Source organism: Salmonella sp. SSDFZ54, from assembly GCF_004010735.1.
GTDB lineage: Bacteria > Pseudomonadota > Gammaproteobacteria > Enterobacterales > Enterobacteriaceae > Salmonella > Salmonella enterica.
The window spans coordinates 392,890-411,513 of the sequence record NZ_CP034819.1; the positions used below are offsets into that span (position 1 = coordinate 392,890).

Genomic DNA, 18,624 nt, shown 5'->3' on the forward strand with positions numbered 1-18,624 from the left:
ATCAGGCCGATTGCGCCAGAGCAAGTTCCTCTTCACGCGTTTCAATACGCTGGTCGCCGTTATACAGACGCGCTTTTTGCAGTCCAACAAACAAACGCTCGCCGCGAACCGGAACATCCTCACCCGCCATCACCACCGTCAGCGGATCGTGATACCACCCCAGCGGCTGTACCACTAACTGTGTATAGTGACCTTTCGGGCTGGCCTCAATGACCTGTACTGGTAGCGGAGAATCCAGGCTGGTGCGGCGGCTAATATCCACCTCCCACGGACGCAGGAACAGATCGACCGGCCCCTGGTACGCGGGCGTATAACCCAGCGGCCAGCGATGCGCGCCAACGTGAAACTGCCCGCCGCGGACGGTGCCTGTCAGGCGGTTCACCTCGCCCATAAACTCCAGTACGAAGCGAGTTGCCGGTTCACGCCACACTCGATCCGGCGCATCAGCCTGTTCGATATTGCCCTGACTCATCACCACCACCCGATCCGCCACTTCCGTCGCCTCTTCCTGATCGTGGGTGACAAAGACGCTGGTGAATTTCAGTTCTTCATGTAGCTGGCGCAACCAGCGACGTAACTCTTTACGTACCTGGGCATCCAGCGCGCCAAAGGGTTCATCCAACAGTAGAATTTGCGGTTCTACGGCAAGCGCGCGCGCCAGCGCCACGCGCTGTTTTTGTCCGCCGGAAAGCTGGGCGGGGAAGCGATCCGCGAGGTGCGCCAGTTGCACCATCTCCAGCAATTGCGTCACTTTCGTTTTAATCGCCGCCGCAGTTGGGCGGTCGCGTCGCGGCAGCACCGTCAGGCCAAAAGCGATGTTGTCAAACACCGTCATATGGCGAAACAGCGCATAGTGCTGAAACACAAAACCGACTTTACGCTCACGCGCGTGCAGGCGGCTAACGTCCGTACCGTGGAAACGAATATGACCGCTGGACTGATGCTCCAGCCCGGCAATAATGCGCAGCAGCGTCGTTTTGCCGGAACCTGACGGCCCCAACAAGGCAACCATCTGGCCGGAAGGAATATCCAGCGAGATATCATTCAGTACCTGAGTGCGACCAAAGGATTTCTTAATTCTGGCGATCTCAATGCTCATGATTTTCCTCCTGTTGCGCGCGTTTTTCCTGATTCTCCAGACGCCATTGCAACATGCTCTTCAAAAACAGGGTAATAATCGCCATTAGCGTCAACAATGCGGCGGCGGTAAAGGAGCCGACGGTGTTGTAGTCCTGCTCCAGTAATTCAATCTGTAACGGTAGCGATAACGTTTCGCCGCGAATCGAGCCGGACACCACCGACACCGCGCCAAACTCGCCAATCGCGCGGGCGTTGGTTAACACCACGCCGTAGAGTAGCGCCCAGCGAATATTCGGCAACGTCACGCGGCGAAACATTTGCCAGCCGGATGCGCCCAGTAAAATCGCCGCCTCATCTTCCTGACTGCCCTGGCTGAGCATCACTGGCACCAGTTCGCGCACCACAAACGGGCAGGTGACAAAAATAGTGACCAGTACCATCCCCGGCCAGGAGAACATCATTTGCAAATTATGCTCATCCAGCCAGCCGCCCAACGGGCCGTTGGAACCATAAAACAACAGATAAACCAGACCAGCCACCACCGGTGAGACGGCAAAGGGAATATCCAGCAGGGTCAGCAGTAGCTGACGTCCGGGGAAGTTAAAGCGCGTCACCAGCCACGCCAGCAGAATACCGAACACCAGATTCACCGGCACTGCGATCAAGGCAATCAACACCGTCAGCCAGATGGCGTGCAGCATGTCCGGATCGGCCAGATTTTGCAGTACCGGCATTAACCCTTTGCTGAACGCCTGCACGAAGATGTAAATCATCGGCACCAGCAGGATAAACGCCGAAACCAGCATCCCGACGCCAATCAGAAACCATTTTCCCCAGTTAATACGGGGGACGTCGTATCGCTTCAATTGAGTCACTTCCGCCATTAATGACCTACCACACGTCGACCAAAGCGACTTTGCAGAGTGTTAATTGAGAACAGCAGCAGCAGTGACGCCGCAAGGATCACCGAGGCAATGGCGCTGGCGGCGGGGTAATCAAACTCCTGCAAACGCACAAAAATCATCAGCGAGGTCACTTCTGTTTTCCAGGCAATATTTCCAGCGATAAAAATCACCGCGCCAAACTCGCCAAGGCTACGGGTAAAAGAGAGCGCCACGCCGGCAATCAGCGCAGGCGACAGCTCAGGCAGCACGACTTTGCGAAAACTTTGCAGGCGGGTGGCCCCCAGCGTTTGTGCCGCTTCTTCATATTCCGGCCCCAGCTCTTCCAGTACCGGCTGGACGGTGCGTACCACAAATGGAATGCTGGTAAAGGCCATCGCCACCGCAATACCGAGCCAGGTATAGGTCACTTTGATATCAAACTGCGCTAGAAACTGACCGTAGAAACCGTTCACTGAGAACAGCGAGGCCAGCGTTAACCCCGCCACCGCTGTCGGCAGCGCAAACGGCAGATCCATCAGCGCATCCAGCAACGTGCGCCCTGGAAAACGGTAGCGGGTCAAAATCCACGCCATCAACAGGCCAAACACGCCGTTAAAAATCGACGCTACAAATGCCGCCAGTAGCGTCACTTTATAGGCAGCCACCACCTGAGGGTTGGTCACGACATCCCAGTATTGCGCCCAGCTCATCTGTGAGAGCTGCATCACCAGCGCGCTCAACGGCAACAGTAGGATCAGGCAGACAAACAGCAAACTGGTGCCGAGGCTTAACGTAAAGCCGGGCAGCACGCGTCGGGAAGAAACGGCAAGCATTACTTACGCCCCGCCGCCAACAGTTTGTCCAGCTCGCCGCCGCTGGCAAAGTGCGTTTTCATCACCTCAGGCCACGTGCCAAACTTGTCTTCCACGCGGAACAGTTCGGTCTGCGGGAATTTATCTGCTTGCTTGCCCATGATTTCCGGGTTACTCACGCGGTAGTAGTAATTGGTAATGATGGTCTGCGCCTGCGGGCTATACAGCCAGTTCAGGTAAGCTTTGGCGGCTTTTTCTGTGCCGTTGGCCTGCACGTTTTTATCCACCCAGGCAACCGGGAATTCAGCAAGAATGTTCGTTTTCGGGATCACCACTTCAAATCCCTGGGCTTCATATTGTTTGCGGATGTTGTTCACTTCCGATTCAAAACTAATCAGCACATCGCCCAGACCACGCTCGGCAAAGGTAGTCGTAGCGCCGCGACCGCCGGTATCAAACACTTCGACGTTTTTCAGGAACTGGGTCATAAACTGTTCGGTTTTGGCTTTATCGCCGCCGTCCGCGTTATCCGCTGCGCCCCATGCCGCCAGATACGTGTAACGGGCGTTGCCGGAGGTTTTTGGGTTAGGGAAAATCAGCTTCACGTCGGAACGTACAAGATCGCTCCAGTCGTGAATATTTTTCGGGTTCCCCTTGCGCACCAGGAAGCCCATCGTGGAATAGAATGGCGAACTGTTGTTCGGCAGACGGCTTTGCCAGTCGGCAGGGATCAGTTTGCCTTTATCATGGAGAATCTGTACGTCGGTCACCTGATTGTAGGTCACGACGTCTGCCTTCAGTCCCTGCAAAATCGCCAGCGCCTGTTTTGATGACCCGGCATGAGACTGCTTAATCGTCAGCTTATCGCCGCCGTTATCCTTCGCCCATTGTTGCTCAAACGGCGGGTTAAGGGCGGCAAACAGCTCGCGGGAGACATCGTATGAGCTGTTCAGCAGCTCCGTTGCCTGCGCCTGCCCTGCCAGTAACAGCATTGCTGCCAGCGTCAGGGGTCTCTTTTTCAGTAAGTTAACGGCCATTGCGCACCCTTATAAATTTAATGACTTTCTTATGGTCATCATATTTATAACCAGCGCTAAAGGAGTAACGGTTTTATATACCGTTTGATGATTTGAAAGTTGAAAAGGGAATAAGAGAATCCCTCCCCACGCGGCGCGGGGAGGAGACCGGCATCAATCAGACGCCTACGCTTACGCTTTCAGGCAGGGTACTGCCGCCATCAATGACGTTTTGCGTTCCGGTAAGATAGCTGGACTCATCGGAAGCCAGAAATGCCGCCAGTTCCCCTACTTCCAGCGGATCGGCAAGACGGCGTAGCGGAATAGCTTTTGCCATTTCCGTTAATACCGATTCCGGATCGTCAGGGTTAGACTGACGGGCAATGCTTTCCGCCATCGGCGTTCTTACATAACCGGGGCAAATGGCATTCACGCGAATACCGGACTGCGCATACTCTACCGCCAGCGATTTGGTTAAACCGACAATGGCGGCTTTTGACAGCGCATAGGCCGTTTCACCCGGGTCCGCCACCATATCTCCCGTGACGGAAGACATCATCACAATGCGGCCATCTTTACGTTTAATCATCTCCGGCAGGACGGCTTTGGTGACGTTCCAGACACCTTTAATATTAATATCAATGTGGAAATCGCGATCTTCTTCACTCATATCGAGGAAGTTGCCCAGACGGCACACGCCAGCGTTATTCACCAAAATATCAATTCTACCTTCAGTCTCTTTGGCGCGCGCAACCGCCGCCTGCACCGAAGCAAAATCTCTGACGTCAGCCTTAACGGCAGTACAGCGATGCCCGCGCCCGCCCAGCTCATCCGCCAGCTTTTCAATCTCATCGGAGATATCCAGCAAGATTAAGTTCGCGCCGTGGCGTGCGAATACGCGAGCGATCCCTTCGCCAATGCCCTGCGATGCGCCCGTAATCAATGCTGTCTTGCCCGTGAGTTTACCCATTTTCAATGTCTCCTTTTGAATATGGAGTCTTACACTCCATTAACACTGAAAATACAGTAATAACAAATAAGTGCTGAGGAATAGCTCACTAATTCAGGTAAATATTAGGTAAAAAAATCCCCGCGGAGGCGGGGATGGGCATTTTTATGCTGTTCTGCCTGATGGCGCTGCGCTTATCAGGCCTACCAATCGTAGGTCGAATAAAGCGTTTGCGCTGCCATCCGACAGGGTTTTACCTTATAGCGCTAACAGGCGATCCAGCGACGGCGCAAAATAGTAGCCGCCAGTCACCGGCTTGGTGAAGCGCAGCATCGCGTCGCGTTTACCGTCGGTATCGCCGAACATACTCAGAAGCTGCTGTTCGATATTGTGCAGGCGTGCGCAGTAAGCGCAGAAATAGAGACCATGAGTACCGCTGGCGGTGCCGTATGGCAGGCTCTGGCGCACAATCTTCAGCCCTTTGCCATCTTCTTTGAGATCGACGCGGCTCAGGTGAGATGTTGCCGGACGCGCATCGCCGTCAATCTCTTCATTGGCTTCTTTGGTACGCCCGATCATCATCTCCTGATCGTGAATACTCATCCGGTTAAGTTGCTTGAGATTGTGTTCCCAACGCTGCACGAACACATAACTGCCGCCAGCATCCACGCCATCTTTGATCACCGCCACTTCACGGCGCGTCTCTTCGCCCGCCGGGTTCTCTGTCCCGTCGACAAAGCCGCTCAGATCGCGTTCTTCCACCCAACGGAAGCCGTGAACTTCTTCTTTCACGTCGATACAGTCGCCGAAGGCTTCCATCGCCGCCTGAGCAACAGAAAAATTCACATCGTGGCGCAGGGAAAGGATATGGATCAGCACGTCATACTGCGTGGCTGGCGCCAGTCCTTTACCATAAGGAATAAAATCTTTCAGTTCTTCCGCCCCGACGCCGCCACTCAGGGCACGCCAGGTATTGTTGCCAAACGCCACAACGGCCCCAAGATGGGCGTCCGGAAATTTGACTTCGAAGGTCGCCAGTTTATCGGCAAATGTTCTGCTGGCCGCGCGCAGGGCGTCCAGGTCGCCTTTTACATTGGCTTCAATCCAAATTGCCGCACGGCAATGTTCCGGCAAAATGCCACTTTGAACCTGAGACATGATTCCTCCTGAAAATGAGAATGCCACGCAGTCGTGGCATTAATGGAGGCTATTTTACCTTGTTTTTAAGCGAAGCGGTTTGTTCAGGCGCAAATTAACGACGCCAGATAATTTTGCGCACGTCCCAGTTTTTTAAGACGTCATCAGGAGGCATTAAGCCTTCCGGTCCGCTCCACTCGCCGGAGAAAACATAGCTAATATGCTGACTTCCCTCGGCTTTACATTCGACGCTGGTATGGCTATCGCTGGAAACCGGCTCGCAGTGACCAAACGCTTTGCTGTAAAGGTCGCTAAACGGCGTACCGATTTTGCCCCCCGCGGCGGTTGGGATATCGCTGTCCAGCACATCAATACGGCTCACGGTTCCCTGCTCGCCGTTGATCACCATCGCGACATTGTCGCCCTTCATCGCTTCGAAAAAGCGCACCACGTTGCCGTTATCGGTTTTCATACCGCTACGCAGGCGATAATCGCCATCTAATGCCTCTGCAATAGCCGGTTCTTCCAGCGGCGTGGCGGCGGTCAGCGCTCCCACGCCTTGCTCAGTGACTTCTGTCGAGGAACCAAACCAGTTCCATGGATTTGCGGCAGACCAGTTGACCGAGGAGAGCGTCGAGCAGCCGGTCAGCGCCAGCGGCAGTGCGAGTAAAGTCAAACGCAGCGATTTCATCTCACTTCCTTTCTTTTATTAATTAACGTTGGTTGGAGTACGGGTTCGCCAAAAAGTGCCGTTATTCTTTCTCAAGGGAAAAACAGGCACGCAAACGTTGATTGGTTAACAGCCAGATCAGCGCGACGATGTCCGCCAGCAGCAGCGCCAGCCCGACGCCGTTGACCGGGTCGCCACCCAGCCACATCACCGGCAGCCAGCACAACGACACCAGTTGAGCGAGGATCAGGAATCCGCGCAGCCAGCGCCACACACCAGGAAACGCTTCACGCCGCCCGCTGAGTAAAAACGCCACTACCGCCGGAACGCCGGGCAACAGCCCCAGCCAAAAATTATCATGGTCGGGATAAAAAAAGTTTAACAAAGTATTACCCTGTCCACGGGATGAACCGGCAATGACAAAGAGTACCCAGGCGCGCGCCTGAAGTAGCAGTACGCACCAGAACAGAAACGGCAGGCGTAAACGTCCGTGTACATCATAATCGGCTGGATGAAACTCAGTACTCTTCATCTTCAATCAGGCGTTTACCCAAACTTAGGGCGTCAGAATGCTCATACCCCAGACGTTCATACATGCCCAGCACAACGTCGTTATCATCGCGCACCATAATTTGGATTTTCGGACACCCGCGGGCGATGAGTTTTTTTTCCAGCCGGTTAAGCAACGCATTCGCAATGCCGCGCCCGCGGAACTCCGGGTGAACGCCCAGGTAATACGCCGAGCCGCGATGCCCGTCATAACCGCCCATTACCGTACCGACGACTTCGCCGCTAACTTCCGCAACGAGGAACAAGCTGACATCGTGATTCACCTTGCGTTCAATATCCATTTCAGGATCGTTCCATGGACGCAGCAGGTCGCAACGCTCCCAGAGGGTAATCACCTCTTCGAAATCTTCCTGGCGAAAAACGCGTATTTCCATGGTATTCGTTGCCTTTTCGGGTGGAAAAACCAAGATTATGGCGCAAACATCTGATTCAGCCAATATCTGACGCGATGTAGCGGAAAAAATGGCATAATGGCGATGTGTCACGTATTGAAATGAAAAGTAAAACAATTCTCATCACCAACCGTCGTAACGGATTACGCGATACGATATAACATCTTGAACTTAATTTTCACAACTCAGGCCGTATGAGCACTTTTAAACTCCTAAAAACTCTCACTTCGCGCCGCCAGGTACTCAAAACAGGTCTGGCGGCCCTGACGCTGTCAGGTATGTCGCACGCAATAGCCAAAGAAGAAACGCTAAAAACCAGTAATGGTCACAGCAAACCCAAAACCAAAAAAACCGGCAGTAAACGGTTGGTGATGCTCGACCCCGGACACGGCGGCATCGATACCGGCGCGATTGGCCGCAACGGTTCTCAGGAAAAACACGTCGTACTGGCAATTGCCAAAAACGTACGCGCTATTTTGCGAAATCACGGAATCGATGCGCGTTTAACCCGGACAGGGGATACCTTTATTCCGCTGTACGATCGGGTGGAAATCGCCCATAAGCACGGCGCGGATCTGTTTATGTCCATTCATGCCGATGGTTTTACCAACCCGAAAGCGGCGGGCGCTTCCGTTTTTGCGCTTTCCAACCGCGGGGCCAGTAGCGCCATGGCGAAGTATCTCTCCGAGCGTGAAAACCGCGCGGACGAAGTGGCGGGTAAAAAAGCCACTGACCGGGATCATCTATTACAACAAGTTTTGTTTGATCTGGTGCAAACCGATACGATTAAAAACAGTCTGACGCTGGGTTCGCATATTCTCAAGAAAATCAAACCTATACATAAATTACACAGCCGCACTACCGAACAAGCGGCTTTCGTGGTGCTAAAATCACCGTCAATTCCGTCGGTACTGGTCGAAACCTCGTTTATTACCAATCCGGAAGAAGAACGCCTGCTGGGCACGACGGCGTTTCGCCAGAAAATCGCTACGGCGATCGCCAACGGCATCATCAGTTATTTTCACTGGTTTGATAACCAGAAAGCACACACGAAGAAACGGTAATCATGAAACCCGATGCACATCACGTAAAACAGTTTCTGCTACGCCTGCAGGATGATATTTGCCAAACGTTATCCGCTGTGGATGGCGCAAACTTTGTCGAAGATAGCTGGCGACGCGAAGCGGGCGGCGGCGGACGCAGCCGGGTATTACGCAACGGCGGGATTTTCGAACAGGCGGGCGTTAATTTCTCTCACGTTCACGGCGATGCAATGCCCGCGTCCGCCACCGCGCATCGGCCAGAACTCGCCGGGCGTAGCTTTGAAGCGATGGGCGTATCGCTGGTGGTGCATCCGCACAATCCGTATATTCCCACCAGCCATGCTAACGTGCGCTTTTTTATTGCCGAAAAACCGGGCGCCGATCCGGTGTGGTGGTTTGGCGGCGGGTTCGATTTAACGCCCTACTACGGCTTTGAAGAGGATGCCGTTCACTGGCACCGCACCGCCCGCGACCTGTGTCAGCCGTTTGGCGACGATGTGTATCCGCGCTATAAAAAGTGGTGCGACGACTACTTTTTCCTCAAGCATCGTAACGAGCAGCGCGGTATCGGCGGCCTGTTTTTTGACGATTTGAATACGCCGGATTTCGACCACTGCTTCGCCTTTATGCAGGCGGTCGGTAACGGCTACACCCAGGCGTATTTACCGATTGTCGAACGACGCAAAGCGATGGTCTGGGGAGAGCGGGAGCGTAATTTTCAACTTTATCGCCGCGGGCGCTACGTGGAGTTCAACCTGGTGTGGGACAGAGGCACCCTGTTTGGTCTGCAAACCGGCGGGCGCACTGAATCTATCCTGATGTCGATGCCGCCGCTGGTGCGCTGGGAATACGACTGGCAGCCAGAAGCGGGTAGCCCGGAAGCGGCGCTGAGCGAGTTTATTCAGGTACGCGACTGGATTTAACTTATTTATAAAGTAAAACAATGCAAACAAATACACGGAAAGTAGTAACCAGTGACGCCAAATGGCATCCCCATCTGGGTATAAGTTTTATTGGCTGCCTGCTTGCCATTACGCTAGAAATATATTTTGAAGAAAGAATATTCATCCCTCATAGCGGAGGGGTAAGCTTCGGTCTGATCGTGCTTCTGGTTATCAATATGGTGACCATCCCTGTGGTCATGGCCCTGATAGCATTACTCTGCTTTATTATTCATATTCCGCGTAAAAGCGTTAACTGTATCTTGCTATGCCTACTGTCATGTATTTTGACGATAGCCGGTTTGTTTATCGCCTATCCGGTTGGCCGTTGAATAAAAGCAGGCTCGTAGAAATAAACGAGTTCATTGTAGATAAAGAATTCGGATAACCGCCCGCTGCCGTTATCATTAGTAAAACAGTACAGTAAGCACTCGTAGAATTTGCAGTGGAGCACTACCGCATGGACGAGCGTATTCCTTGTAAAAACCCGCAATGCTCACACTTCATCCTGCCAGCAACGGCTGCCCGCACGGAGGGCTATTGTATGCCCTGCGTCCAGGCGCGCTATCGGCAAGAGCAGGAAGAATATATCCGGAAAAACAGAAAAACGATCGACGCGTTCAGTGGCATTACCAACCCTGTTGAAATGCTTAAACTCGTTCATGAACCCCGGGAACACGATCCGTTAATCGAGTGGATTCCCTGCCCCATTCCGACCGATGAGCTTTACAAAAAGCTCTCCGATGATGAAAGCCGCGACATGGTCGATTATGCAGAAGAATTATTTGATTCCGGATGGCAGGAGGAAGCTCAGGAAATTGCGCTGTGCCTGGCGGCATTTACCCGGGCCAATCTGGATAATTTCCTGCGCCAGGTAATAAATGAAGAAGAACTGGAGCTCTCTTCACCCCTACCTTTTCACCGTGCGCCGCCTGACGTACGCGACGCGCTTTTGCAGAAGGTGGAAACCGATGACGAAAACCGTGACGGCATTCTTTGCGCCCTGGCCTGGATTGGCGATGAGGTTGTCGTTGAGCATTTTAACCGCTGGCGCCAGGAACCACCTGCGTGGAGTGCTTCACTTCATATCCTCCCTCATCGCTATGCTCACCAGGCGGGATGGGAGCTCACTGAAAATGGCCGCAGGCGCGATCTTTACTTTACGCAATGTACCCATCTGGTAAAACAGGCACCTGAACAGCCTGCCGTTTTTCGCGCCGTCGCAGAATATGGTGAAAACTGCCCACACTGTTCCCTGCCGCTAATCAATCTGTTTGAGGTTGCGCCGAGCGCCGTCGGCCTCAGCACGCAGGGTTGGCCCGGTCAAATTCGTATTCTGACCTGTCAGTGTTGTACGGCATATAACACCGTTTTCGCCACCGTCGATCCACAAGGCCAGCCGCGATGGTGCGAAAAAAATGCGCTCTCGACGCTGGCGGTGGAGAATTCCTCTGACTGGATAACGCTACCGCTTGATGTTCTGCACCCCGGGGAATCCCGTTTGCCGCTATTCGCTGCTGAAATATTTTTACCCACCACCTTCTCACAGCTCGGCGGCCATCCCGCATGGGTTCAGGATGCAGACTATCCCACGTGCCCAACGTGCGCGCAAACGATGATGTTTCTTGCGCAGCTAAGCTATGAAGATATCGAGGAAGAGGAATATGCGGAAGGAATGCTTTATGGGTTTATCTGCCCCTCCTGCCAAACAACGGCAACGTCTTATCAGCAAACATAAACGCTCATCCTCATGACCTGATGACAAAACTATTTTGCACGTTGTGCGCGCGCTTCCCCGGAGGCGGCGCTGGCGTGCCTTGTCCGGGCTACCAACCACAGACAGCAGCGAATCCGTAGGCCCGGTAAGGCGCCAGCCGCCACCGGGCAATTCCCGACACGCGCACGTTATCAGCAACCGGAGAGCCTACCCATCAATATCAAGCCCATTGCCGCATCCGTTGATGCAGCGTCAACGACGGTTTTTCGGCAAATAATTGCTGATAATCGGTGGCAAATTGCCCCAGATGCCAGAATCCCCACTGCATCGCGGCATCTTTGACCGTGGCGCTCTGCGACCACGGGCTAATCAACTCCCGGCGTACTGCGTTTAAGCGAATACGTTTCAGCCACGCATTGGGGCCTATGCCCAAAATGGCGTGAAACGCATTTTGCAGCGTGCGACGGCTTACGTGTAGCTGGTTACATAAGTCGAGCACCGTCAGCGGCTCCGACATATTTTCCAGCACATATTCCCGCGCCCGCGACAGTAGCCTACGATATCCCTGATGGCTGATGCTTTCGGCGCTATGAATCGGCTTCGCCTCTTCCAGCATCGTGCCCATCGCCAGCAATAAATTATCACTCAAGACCTTACGCACCGCAGGTTGATGCAGGGTTTCAGGACTCTCGCTGAAGGTGGCCAGCGCCTGCTGCACAAAGCCCCACAGCGCCGCTTTATGCTGCTCTTTTACCTCCAGCGCTAACTGGTTACGCAGCATATGCAGCACCCTTTCCGGGTTATGCAAAAACGTGGCCTGACGGGAAATAACATCTTCCGAGATAACGACGCCCAGAATGGTGTAATCATCCGGCGTGCTCAGTTCAAACTCGGTGCCTCCCGGTCGGGTGGCAATCTCGGCGCTGCCGAGCCCCTGCGCGCCGATAAATCCCTGTTCGCCGCGCGTCGCCGGAATACCAAACCAGAAAGAGTTTGGCCAAACCAGACACGACTGACGCAGCGCCAGGCCGGTGTATTCACGGAACACCTGAATCTCATCAAGCAGGATTTCCGTGAACTCGCCATGAAATTTACCCGGGTGTAACTGATCGTAGATCTGCTGCCAGGCGGTGATAGTCAGAGCATGTTCATAGACATCCGTCGTCCGTCGCTGATGAACATTGTCCACCTCGACTCTGGGCGTAAGTTTAACGTCTTCGGGTAACGCTTCATGATAAAGATGGTGCAAATTCGCTGTACGGGTCTTTTTCATGATCTTCTATGCCGGACGCCCGCCAGGACGCCCGGCCCTCCGACAGATTAATTTTTGATGCGATAGCGACTACTGCGTTTACGCAACGCTCCGTCAGAAAAGAGTTGTTCCAGCACGTTTCTGGCCTGCTCCAGCGGCCAGCCAAAATGCGCGGCAACCTCTCCCGCCGTCATTCCCTGGCGTACTGATGCCAGCAGCGCCAGTAACGCTTCAGCGAACTCAGGCGTTGCGGGTACCTGGGGCGCTTTCTCAGTCTGCGTTGTCGCACGCGCAAACCCGCCAACCAGCCACTGGGTGTCCTCTTCCGGACGACCAATTTCTTTGCGACTAATCACACGGCCTGTGCGCTGCGCGGCGGCGCTTCCGGCATCCAGCGCCGCACGACACGCCGCCAGATCGCCCTCCACCACCAGCGTGAGCCTGCCAGGGTCGAGCACTTGATGACTGAGCAAACGCACGTTGGCCGCTTTCAGCATGGCATCCGCCGCATCGACGGCGGCGACCATTCCGTCCACTTCCAGTAATCCCAGGGCATTGATCATTGGCAGCCTCCGTTACGCACGCTGGACAGGGTTACGGGCGATATCCAGCACGGCGTCGGTAAAGGCGTTGCAGGCGGCTTTACACGCGGCCTGGCTTCCCGTTAAGAACGCGGCCGAATAGTTGGTTTCCGACGGCGGCGGCACGTAAGTCACCAGTTGAACGTCAGCGGATTTCATCGCCGCGTCAATGCCGAATGTCGCTTCCAGCGGCGGTGCCACCAGGTAGGCCATTGGATCGCCCAGCGCGATACCTGCGGTAGACGAGAGGTACGAGCCGGTACGCGAAACCACATGCGCCAGGAATGCGGTATTTTCCGCATCGTTCGCCCACTGGAACGCCGCGCCGTTTTCAATGCTGGCGACCATTGCATCCAGACCGGCGCGCACTTCCGCCGGGTTCGGTCCGCCCAGCATAATCAACACCTCACCGGCGGTAGGCGACGGCCCGTGAGCCGCCCCGGCATAGAGGGAGCGGCCATAGACCACTTCCACCATCGCCTGTTTGGTCGCTTCGTCAGCGGCAATATAGGTCACATCATCAGAATCTGCCGTGATGAGTCCGAGACTACGTATATGTGGCGGTAATTTAAGTTCCCGCGCAAAGCCGTCATTCACGGAGGCAATCACGCGCATGGCAGTCACTGAAGGTCGAATCAAATCTAATGCAGGCATGATGTCTCCTTAACGGGTCATGTTGATGCCGGACGCTTTCTGCTCCAGCATCCGTTTGGCCAAATCCACAATCACGGCGGCGGCTTCTACTGGCGGCGTCCCCCCCTGATGAATGTTTGAAATACAGGTTCTGTCGGCCTCGACGGTGGTCGCCACGCGCGGGGAATAGACCGCGTAGCAGGAAAGGCTTTCCGACTGCCCCAGCCCCGGACGTTCGCCCACCAGCAGGATGACGACCTTCGCGCCGAGAATTTCGCCAATCTGATCTTCAATCTTCACGCGGCCATAGCGCACAAAGAACGGCGTGCCGACGTTCAGCCCGGCCTGCTTCAGACCGGCAAGCAACGGCGGCAGGATCTCTTCATAGTTGGCGGTGATCGCATCCGTAGAGAGGCCATCGGAGACCACTACCTGCACATCCGGGTTCATCACGCACTGCGACTTCAGCGCGTCAATGGCTTCCGGGCTCAGGCGACGCCCCATATCCGGGCGCGTCAGGTACAGGTTTTTGTCGCTGATCTCCGAACGCACTTCCAGCAGCCCTTGCGCTTTTACCCACTCTTCCGGCACTTCTTTGAGCACGGTGTCTTTCGAACGGGAGTGATCCGCCAGGAAGCGCAACAGCGCCTGGGTACGTGGACGTGGGCCAGCGCGCCCGGTACATACACGAGCAGCGGTACTGCGACGCAGTTCGGTCAGCACGTCCGCACGATGCGGATTCTCGACGCCAATCCAGGCTTTTGCCTCTGCGGAACCTAAATCCAGCGCGCAGCTTTCGGTCACCGTCGGCGCGGCGCACTGCGGCTTTGCGCCTGCCTGCGTTGACGGCGCGACGGGCTGCGGTACGTCCTGTCCCATTGACGCCATCACGCTACGTACAATTTCTTCAATCTGTTTTTGATCCATGATGTTATCCCCGCGTCATCAGAAGAACAGTGACGGATCGCCCGCCCGTTTGGTCAGACGACCGTTTGCCATAATGCCCATCGTTTCCAGCCAGCGTTCAAACTCCGGCGATGGCCGTAAATTCAGCAACTGACGGACGGTGGCGGTATCGTGGAAAGCGGTGGTCTGGTAGTTGAGCATGATGTCGTCGCCGAGCGGCATCCCCATGATGTAGTTACAGCCGGCAGTGGCGAGCAGAATCATCAGGTTTTCGTTAAGGTTCTGGTCGGCGTCGGCATGGTTGGTATAGCAGCAGTCGCAGCCCATCGAGATGCCGCTCAGCTTGCCCATAAAGTGATCTTCGAGACCGGCGCGGATAATCTGCCTGTCGTTGTAGAGATACTCCGGCCCGATAAAGCCCACCACGGTGTTCACCAGGAACGGATCGTAGTGGCGCGCCAGCCCGTAGTTACGCGCTTCCATCGTCACCTGGTCGGCACCAAAGTTCGCACCAGCCGACAGCGCAGACCCTTGCCCGGTTTCAAAGTACAGGCAGTTTTCCCCGGCGATGCGGTTGAACTCCGCCCCCACAGCCCGCGCTTCGTCGAGCATCGCCAGTTCCACGCCGAACTCTTTTAAGCCCTTCTCGCTGCCGCAAATGCTCTGGAAAATCAGTCCGCCCGGCGCGCCGCGACGAATCGCTTCGATCTGGGTGGTGACGTGCGCCAGCACGCAGCCCTGGGTCGGAATATTGAATTTATCGATAACGCCGTAAACGGTGTCGAGCACGCGGGTCAGGTTCTCCACGTCATCGGTCACCGGGTTAACGCCGATCACCGCATCGCCTGCGCCGAAAGAAAGCCCTTCGTAGATTTGCGCGGCGATACTCTGTACATCGTCACGGGTATCGTTCGGCTGCAAACGGCAGCTAAAGGTGCCCGGAATACCGATGGTGGTATTGGCTTTTTTGATCACCGGCATTTTCTTGCCGCCGTAGATCAGGTCAGCGTTGGAGCAGATTTTCGCTACTGCCGCCACCACTTCGGAGGTCAGGCCTTTGCGGGTAAACGCGATGTCGTCCACGGAGGTTTCATCGCTCAGTACGTATTCGCGCAGTTCGCTGATGCTCCAGTTTTTAATCCGGTTATAGGCCGTTTCGTTGACGTCGTCCTGAATCAGGCGCGTCACGCAGTCCTCTTCATAGGCAATCACCGGATTGTTGCGGATATCCGCCACCGTCATTTCCGACAGTACCTGTTTTGCCGCTACGCGCTCCTGCGAACTTGCCGCGGCAACCCCGGCCAGCACATCCCCCGAACGCAGTTCGTTGGCTTTGGCCAGTACCTCTTTTACATCCTTAAACTGATAAACATTGCCGAACAATGTGGTCTTTAGTTTCATAAGTCGTTCCCTCAGGAAGGAAATGCGAGTGATTTCACCGTCACCGGCACAACCGATCCGCCAAAAAGAGGCGTACCAATGTCGATATAGTCTCCCGCCCGCACGACCACCTCATCGATGACCGCCAGCGGAAGTTGCGGTAACTGTGGGCGCAATAACATGCCCAGCGCTTTACCAAAATCCTGCTCGGCCACCACCAGCAGGGGATGTGGATTGGGATAACGCGCGACAAAAGCCGTCAGCGCGTTGATGACCGTGAGTAATGCGGCGTAACGCACCGGGAGCGTGGCGGGAAGCGCCAGCACGTAAGCGTCGGTTTGCGGGTCGAGATCAAGCTGGAGAAGCGCCTGCCGCCAGGCGTTCACCAGATCGGCGTCATCCTGCGGGATCGCCACCGGCAGGTTGCGCAGCGGCAGTTGGACGTCTTCCAGCCAGATAGTACTGCCGGAAAGCGAGAGCGTATGGGCCCCCGCGCCAATCACCGTGGCGCGCACGGTTTGCGCCGGAAACTGCACGTTCATCTCGCGCAGACGCGGGTGCTCATGCAGCGCGGTCGCCAGCAGCGGCCCAATGTCAGAAAAGCAGAACGGATCGGCAGGTTGGTTGCGGTAGCATTCACCTACCCCACCGGAAAGGGTGATCACCTCCGGCGTAATATCGGCGGGCAGCAGCCCGGTTTGCATCAGCGATTGCGCCAGCGGCGAGAGCGCGCCAGTGATAACCTCGACGATGAGATCCGCCATCCGCCGCGCCACCTGCCCCAACTGTGCGGCAGCTAAGGCGCGAGCATCAGTACCCGAACCGAATACCTCATCGATAATCATCTGCCCCGGCTGATGGGCATAAACCACGCGCCCCTGAGCGTCGGTTTCCAGCAGGCGACCACCGACGTTAAGGCAGGCGGTGCCGCTGACTTTTCCCGCGTCAAACAGCGCGTAGTTAGACGTGCCGCCGCCGATATCAATATTCAGCACCCGGCACATCCGCTGCTCAGACAAGCTTTGCGCTCCGGCGCCGTGACCGGCAATGACTGATTCCAGATGCGGCCCGGCGCTGGCGACCACAAAGTCGCCCAGCGACTGCGAGAGCGTCATGACCGCCGGACGGGCGTTGCGGGTTTTGGCGCTTTCGCCGGTGATAATGATAGCCCCTGAGTCCACCGATTCAGGCGCGATGCCTGCGGCCTGATACTGGGCCAGAATCAGCGCTTTAAGTTCGGCCTCTTTCAGACCGCCCTGCTTATCCACGGGCGTAAAGAAGACCGGGCTTTGCCAGCTAATGTCGCGTTTGATGAATTCGTAGCGCGGCACCTGCGACACCGCCGCACGGTTAACCAACTCCAGGCGCGAGAAGATCACCTGCGTGGTGGTGGTGCCGATATCGATACCGACGCTCAGTAGCTGGCGAGTGTTCACGATTGCGCCTCCGCTTCGGTTTTCACCTGGGCGGCGTCATCTTTCGGCACCAGCATCATCGCCACGCCAATCGCCGTCACGCCGCCGATCAGCTTGCCGACAATCATCGGGAAGATCATGGCGTTCATGTTGGCAGCGGCGAAGCCTAAATGGTCGCCCAGCGCGAACGCCGCAGAGACGGCAAATGCGCAGTTAATCACTTTGCCGCGGGTATCCATCTGCTTCATCATGCCGAACATGGGGATATTGTTCGCCAGGGTCGCTACCATGCCTGCCGCCGCAATATTATTTACGTTCAGCAGTTTACCGACATTCATCAACGGTTTTTCAAACCAGCGGGTCAGTAACAGCACCATCGGATACGCGCCGAGCAGCACGCAGGAGATAGAGCCGATCACTTCAATGGCGCGCATCACTTCGCCGGGTTTGTCGCCTGGCGCCATAAAGATCGGGTCGAGCCCCGGAATCAACTCCCAGCCCAACAGGAATTTAACCACCGCAGCCGCCAGACCGATGGTGATCAGCGCCACCAGAAATTTGGGGAAAATCTGGAAACCGTTGATCATTTTTTCCGGGATGAACTTCAGCCCCAGCGCTACCAGCACCGCGACGATCAATACCGGGATCATGTTCATCAGGATCAGCGCGAAGGTAAACTCCACTGGCTGACCATTGATCTGCACGCCTGAGTACATGGCGATCAATCCCCCCGCAATGCAGCCAATGGGAATGGTGACGATACCCGCCAGTACGCCAAGCGCCAGGTAGCGGCGGTCAGACGGTTCGATAATGCCGAGCGCCACCGGAATGGAGAACACAATGGTCGGTCCCATCATCGACCCAAGTATTAACCCTGAGTATAGCCACGCCGCGACATCACCGCCGGCCAGCTCTTTGGCGAGGAAGAATCCGCCCATATCACAGGCCAGTAGCGTACCCGCGAACATGGATGGGTTCGCGCCCAGCATTTCGTATACCGGGATAATAACCGGCCCCAGTACATGCGCCAGCACCGGCGCCAGCGCGGTCATACCGACCATCGCCAGCCCCAGAGCGCCCATCGCCATAAAGCCCTCTTCAAACTGGCCGCCAGACCCCTCGATACTCTTGCCGAATTTACCGAGGAAGCGCGCCGACCCGCCGAACTGCGACAGGATTCTGTCCACGGCGGCAATCAGCATAAAGAACATCATGATGTACATGATGATTTCGTTAATTCCCATAG

Annotated in this window: 20 protein-coding genes; 4 read left to right on the forward strand and 16 right to left on the reverse strand. The window is 55.5% G+C overall.

All coding sequences use genetic code 11. The annotated features are described in order from the left end of the window. Position 1: 1 nt before the first annotated feature. The 9 genes from cysA to EOS97_RS01920 form a co-directional block, all read right to left on the reverse strand. A complete protein-coding gene (gene cysA / locus EOS97_RS01880; protein WP_000021076.1) occupies positions 2-1,099 on the reverse strand; it encodes a sulfate/thiosulfate ABC transporter ATP-binding protein CysA in 1,098 nt (365 codons plus the stop codon). Then, positions 1,089-1,964 (reverse strand): sulfate/thiosulfate ABC transporter permease CysW, encoded by an 876-nt coding sequence (cysW, locus tag EOS97_RS01885; RefSeq protein WP_000852705.1) that lies wholly within the window; start codon positions 1,962-1,964, stop codon positions 1,089-1,091. The genes cysA and cysW overlap by 11 nt, the downstream gene beginning before the upstream one ends. Continuing rightward, entirely contained in the window at positions 1,964-2,797 is an 834-nt protein-coding gene (gene cysT / locus EOS97_RS01890; protein ID WP_000881745.1) for a sulfate/thiosulfate ABC transporter permease CysT, read from the reverse strand. The genes cysW and cysT overlap by 1 nt, the downstream gene beginning before the upstream one ends. Then, positions 2,797-3,813 (reverse strand): thiosulfate/sulfate ABC transporter substrate-binding protein CysP, encoded by a 1,017-nt coding sequence (gene cysP / locus EOS97_RS01895; RefSeq protein ID WP_000290278.1) that lies wholly within the window; start codon positions 3,811-3,813, stop codon positions 2,797-2,799. The genes cysT and cysP overlap by 1 nt, the downstream gene beginning before the upstream one ends. A 157-nt stretch (positions 3,814-3,970) precedes the next feature. Then, complete coding sequence (ucpA, locus tag EOS97_RS01900) at positions 3,971-4,762, reverse strand: SDR family oxidoreductase UcpA (RefSeq protein WP_000517460.1); 792 nt, start codon at positions 4,760-4,762, stop codon at positions 3,971-3,973. 237 nt (positions 4,763-4,999) lie between these two features. Continuing rightward, positions 5,000-5,899: a porphyrinogen peroxidase gene (yfeX, locus tag EOS97_RS01905; RefSeq protein WP_000084583.1), complete on the reverse strand. Its 900-nt coding sequence runs from the start codon at positions 5,897-5,899 to the stop codon at positions 5,000-5,002. 94 nt (positions 5,900-5,993) lie between these two features. Further along, the gene (locus tag EOS97_RS01910; RefSeq protein ID WP_000838968.1) at positions 5,994-6,569 is read right to left on the reverse strand and encodes an RpoE-regulated lipoprotein; all 576 of its coding nucleotides are present in this window, start codon (positions 6,567-6,569) and stop codon (positions 5,994-5,996) included. A 61-nt stretch (positions 6,570-6,630) separates the two neighbouring features. After that, a complete protein-coding gene (locus EOS97_RS01915; protein WP_000842935.1) occupies positions 6,631-7,080 on the reverse strand; it encodes a DUF2919 domain-containing protein in 450 nt (149 codons plus the stop codon). After that, positions 7,067-7,492, reverse strand: coding sequence for a GNAT family acetyltransferase (locus tag EOS97_RS01920; protein ID WP_000406008.1), 426 nt, complete (start codon positions 7,490-7,492; stop codon positions 7,067-7,069). Before EOS97_RS01920 ends, EOS97_RS01915 begins: the two co-directional genes overlap by 14 nt. Positions 7,493-7,704: 212 nt before the next feature. On the opposite strand from EOS97_RS01920, the gene amiA reads away from it, so the two are divergent. The 4 genes from amiA (at position 7,705) to EOS97_RS01940 (ending at position 11,232) form a co-directional block, all read left to right on the forward strand. Continuing rightward, positions 7,705-8,574: an N-acetylmuramoyl-L-alanine amidase AmiA gene (amiA, locus tag EOS97_RS01925; RefSeq protein ID WP_000102880.1), complete on the forward strand. Its 870-nt coding sequence runs from the start codon at positions 7,705-7,707 to the stop codon at positions 8,572-8,574. Between the two features lie 2 nt (positions 8,575-8,576). Continuing rightward, positions 8,577-9,476 carry an oxygen-dependent coproporphyrinogen oxidase gene (gene hemF, locus EOS97_RS01930; RefSeq protein ID WP_000801342.1) on the forward strand — a complete coding sequence of 300 codons (900 nt, stop codon included), beginning with the start codon at positions 8,577-8,579 and terminating at the stop codon, positions 9,474-9,476. A 20-nt stretch (positions 9,477-9,496) separates the two neighbouring features. Next, positions 9,497-9,826 (forward strand): hypothetical protein, encoded by a 330-nt coding sequence (locus EOS97_RS01935; RefSeq protein ID WP_001194344.1) that lies wholly within the window; start codon positions 9,497-9,499, stop codon positions 9,824-9,826. Between the two features lie 128 nt (positions 9,827-9,954). Next, entirely contained in the window at positions 9,955-11,232 is a 1,278-nt protein-coding gene (locus EOS97_RS01940; RefSeq protein WP_000344437.1) for a DUF1963 domain-containing protein, read from the forward strand. Positions 11,233-11,431: 199 nt separating this feature from the next. On the opposite strand, the gene eutR is transcribed toward EOS97_RS01940, so the two are convergent. Genes eutR through eutH form a run of 7 tightly spaced genes read right to left on the reverse strand, consistent with a single transcriptional unit; the run spans position 11,432 to position 18,622 of the window. Continuing rightward, entirely contained in the window at positions 11,432-12,484 is a 1,053-nt protein-coding gene (gene eutR, locus EOS97_RS01945; RefSeq protein ID WP_000753665.1) for an HTH-type transcriptional regulator EutR, read from the reverse strand. Between the two features lie 47 nt (positions 12,485-12,531). Further along, on the reverse strand, positions 12,532-13,026 hold the full coding sequence (eutK, locus tag EOS97_RS01950) for an ethanolamine utilization microcompartment protein EutK (protein ID WP_000606272.1): 495 nt from the start codon (positions 13,024-13,026) through the stop codon (positions 12,532-12,534). A gap of 12 nt (positions 13,027-13,038) precedes the next feature. After that, a complete protein-coding gene (gene eutL / locus EOS97_RS01955; RefSeq protein WP_001111056.1) occupies positions 13,039-13,698 on the reverse strand; it encodes an ethanolamine utilization microcompartment protein EutL in 660 nt (219 codons plus the stop codon). A gap of 9 nt (positions 13,699-13,707) precedes the next feature. Beyond that, complete coding sequence (gene eutC / locus EOS97_RS01960; RefSeq protein ID WP_000372344.1) at positions 13,708-14,604, reverse strand: ethanolamine ammonia-lyase subunit EutC; 897 nt, start codon at positions 14,602-14,604, stop codon at positions 13,708-13,710. Between the two features lie 18 nt (positions 14,605-14,622). Continuing rightward, complete coding sequence (gene eutB / locus EOS97_RS01965; protein ID WP_000769990.1) at positions 14,623-15,984, reverse strand: ethanolamine ammonia-lyase subunit alpha; 1,362 nt, start codon at positions 15,982-15,984, stop codon at positions 14,623-14,625. An 11-nt stretch (positions 15,985-15,995) separates the two neighbouring features. After that, positions 15,996-17,399 carry an ethanolamine ammonia-lyase reactivating factor EutA gene (gene eutA, locus EOS97_RS01970; RefSeq protein ID WP_001097526.1) on the reverse strand — a complete coding sequence of 468 codons (1,404 nt, stop codon included), beginning with the start codon at positions 17,397-17,399 and terminating at the stop codon, positions 15,996-15,998. Further along, complete coding sequence (eutH, locus tag EOS97_RS01975) at positions 17,396-18,622, reverse strand: ethanolamine utilization protein EutH (protein ID WP_127836109.1); 1,227 nt, start codon at positions 18,620-18,622, stop codon at positions 17,396-17,398. Before eutH ends, eutA begins: the two co-directional genes overlap by 4 nt. Positions 18,623-18,624: the final 2 nt, after the last annotated feature.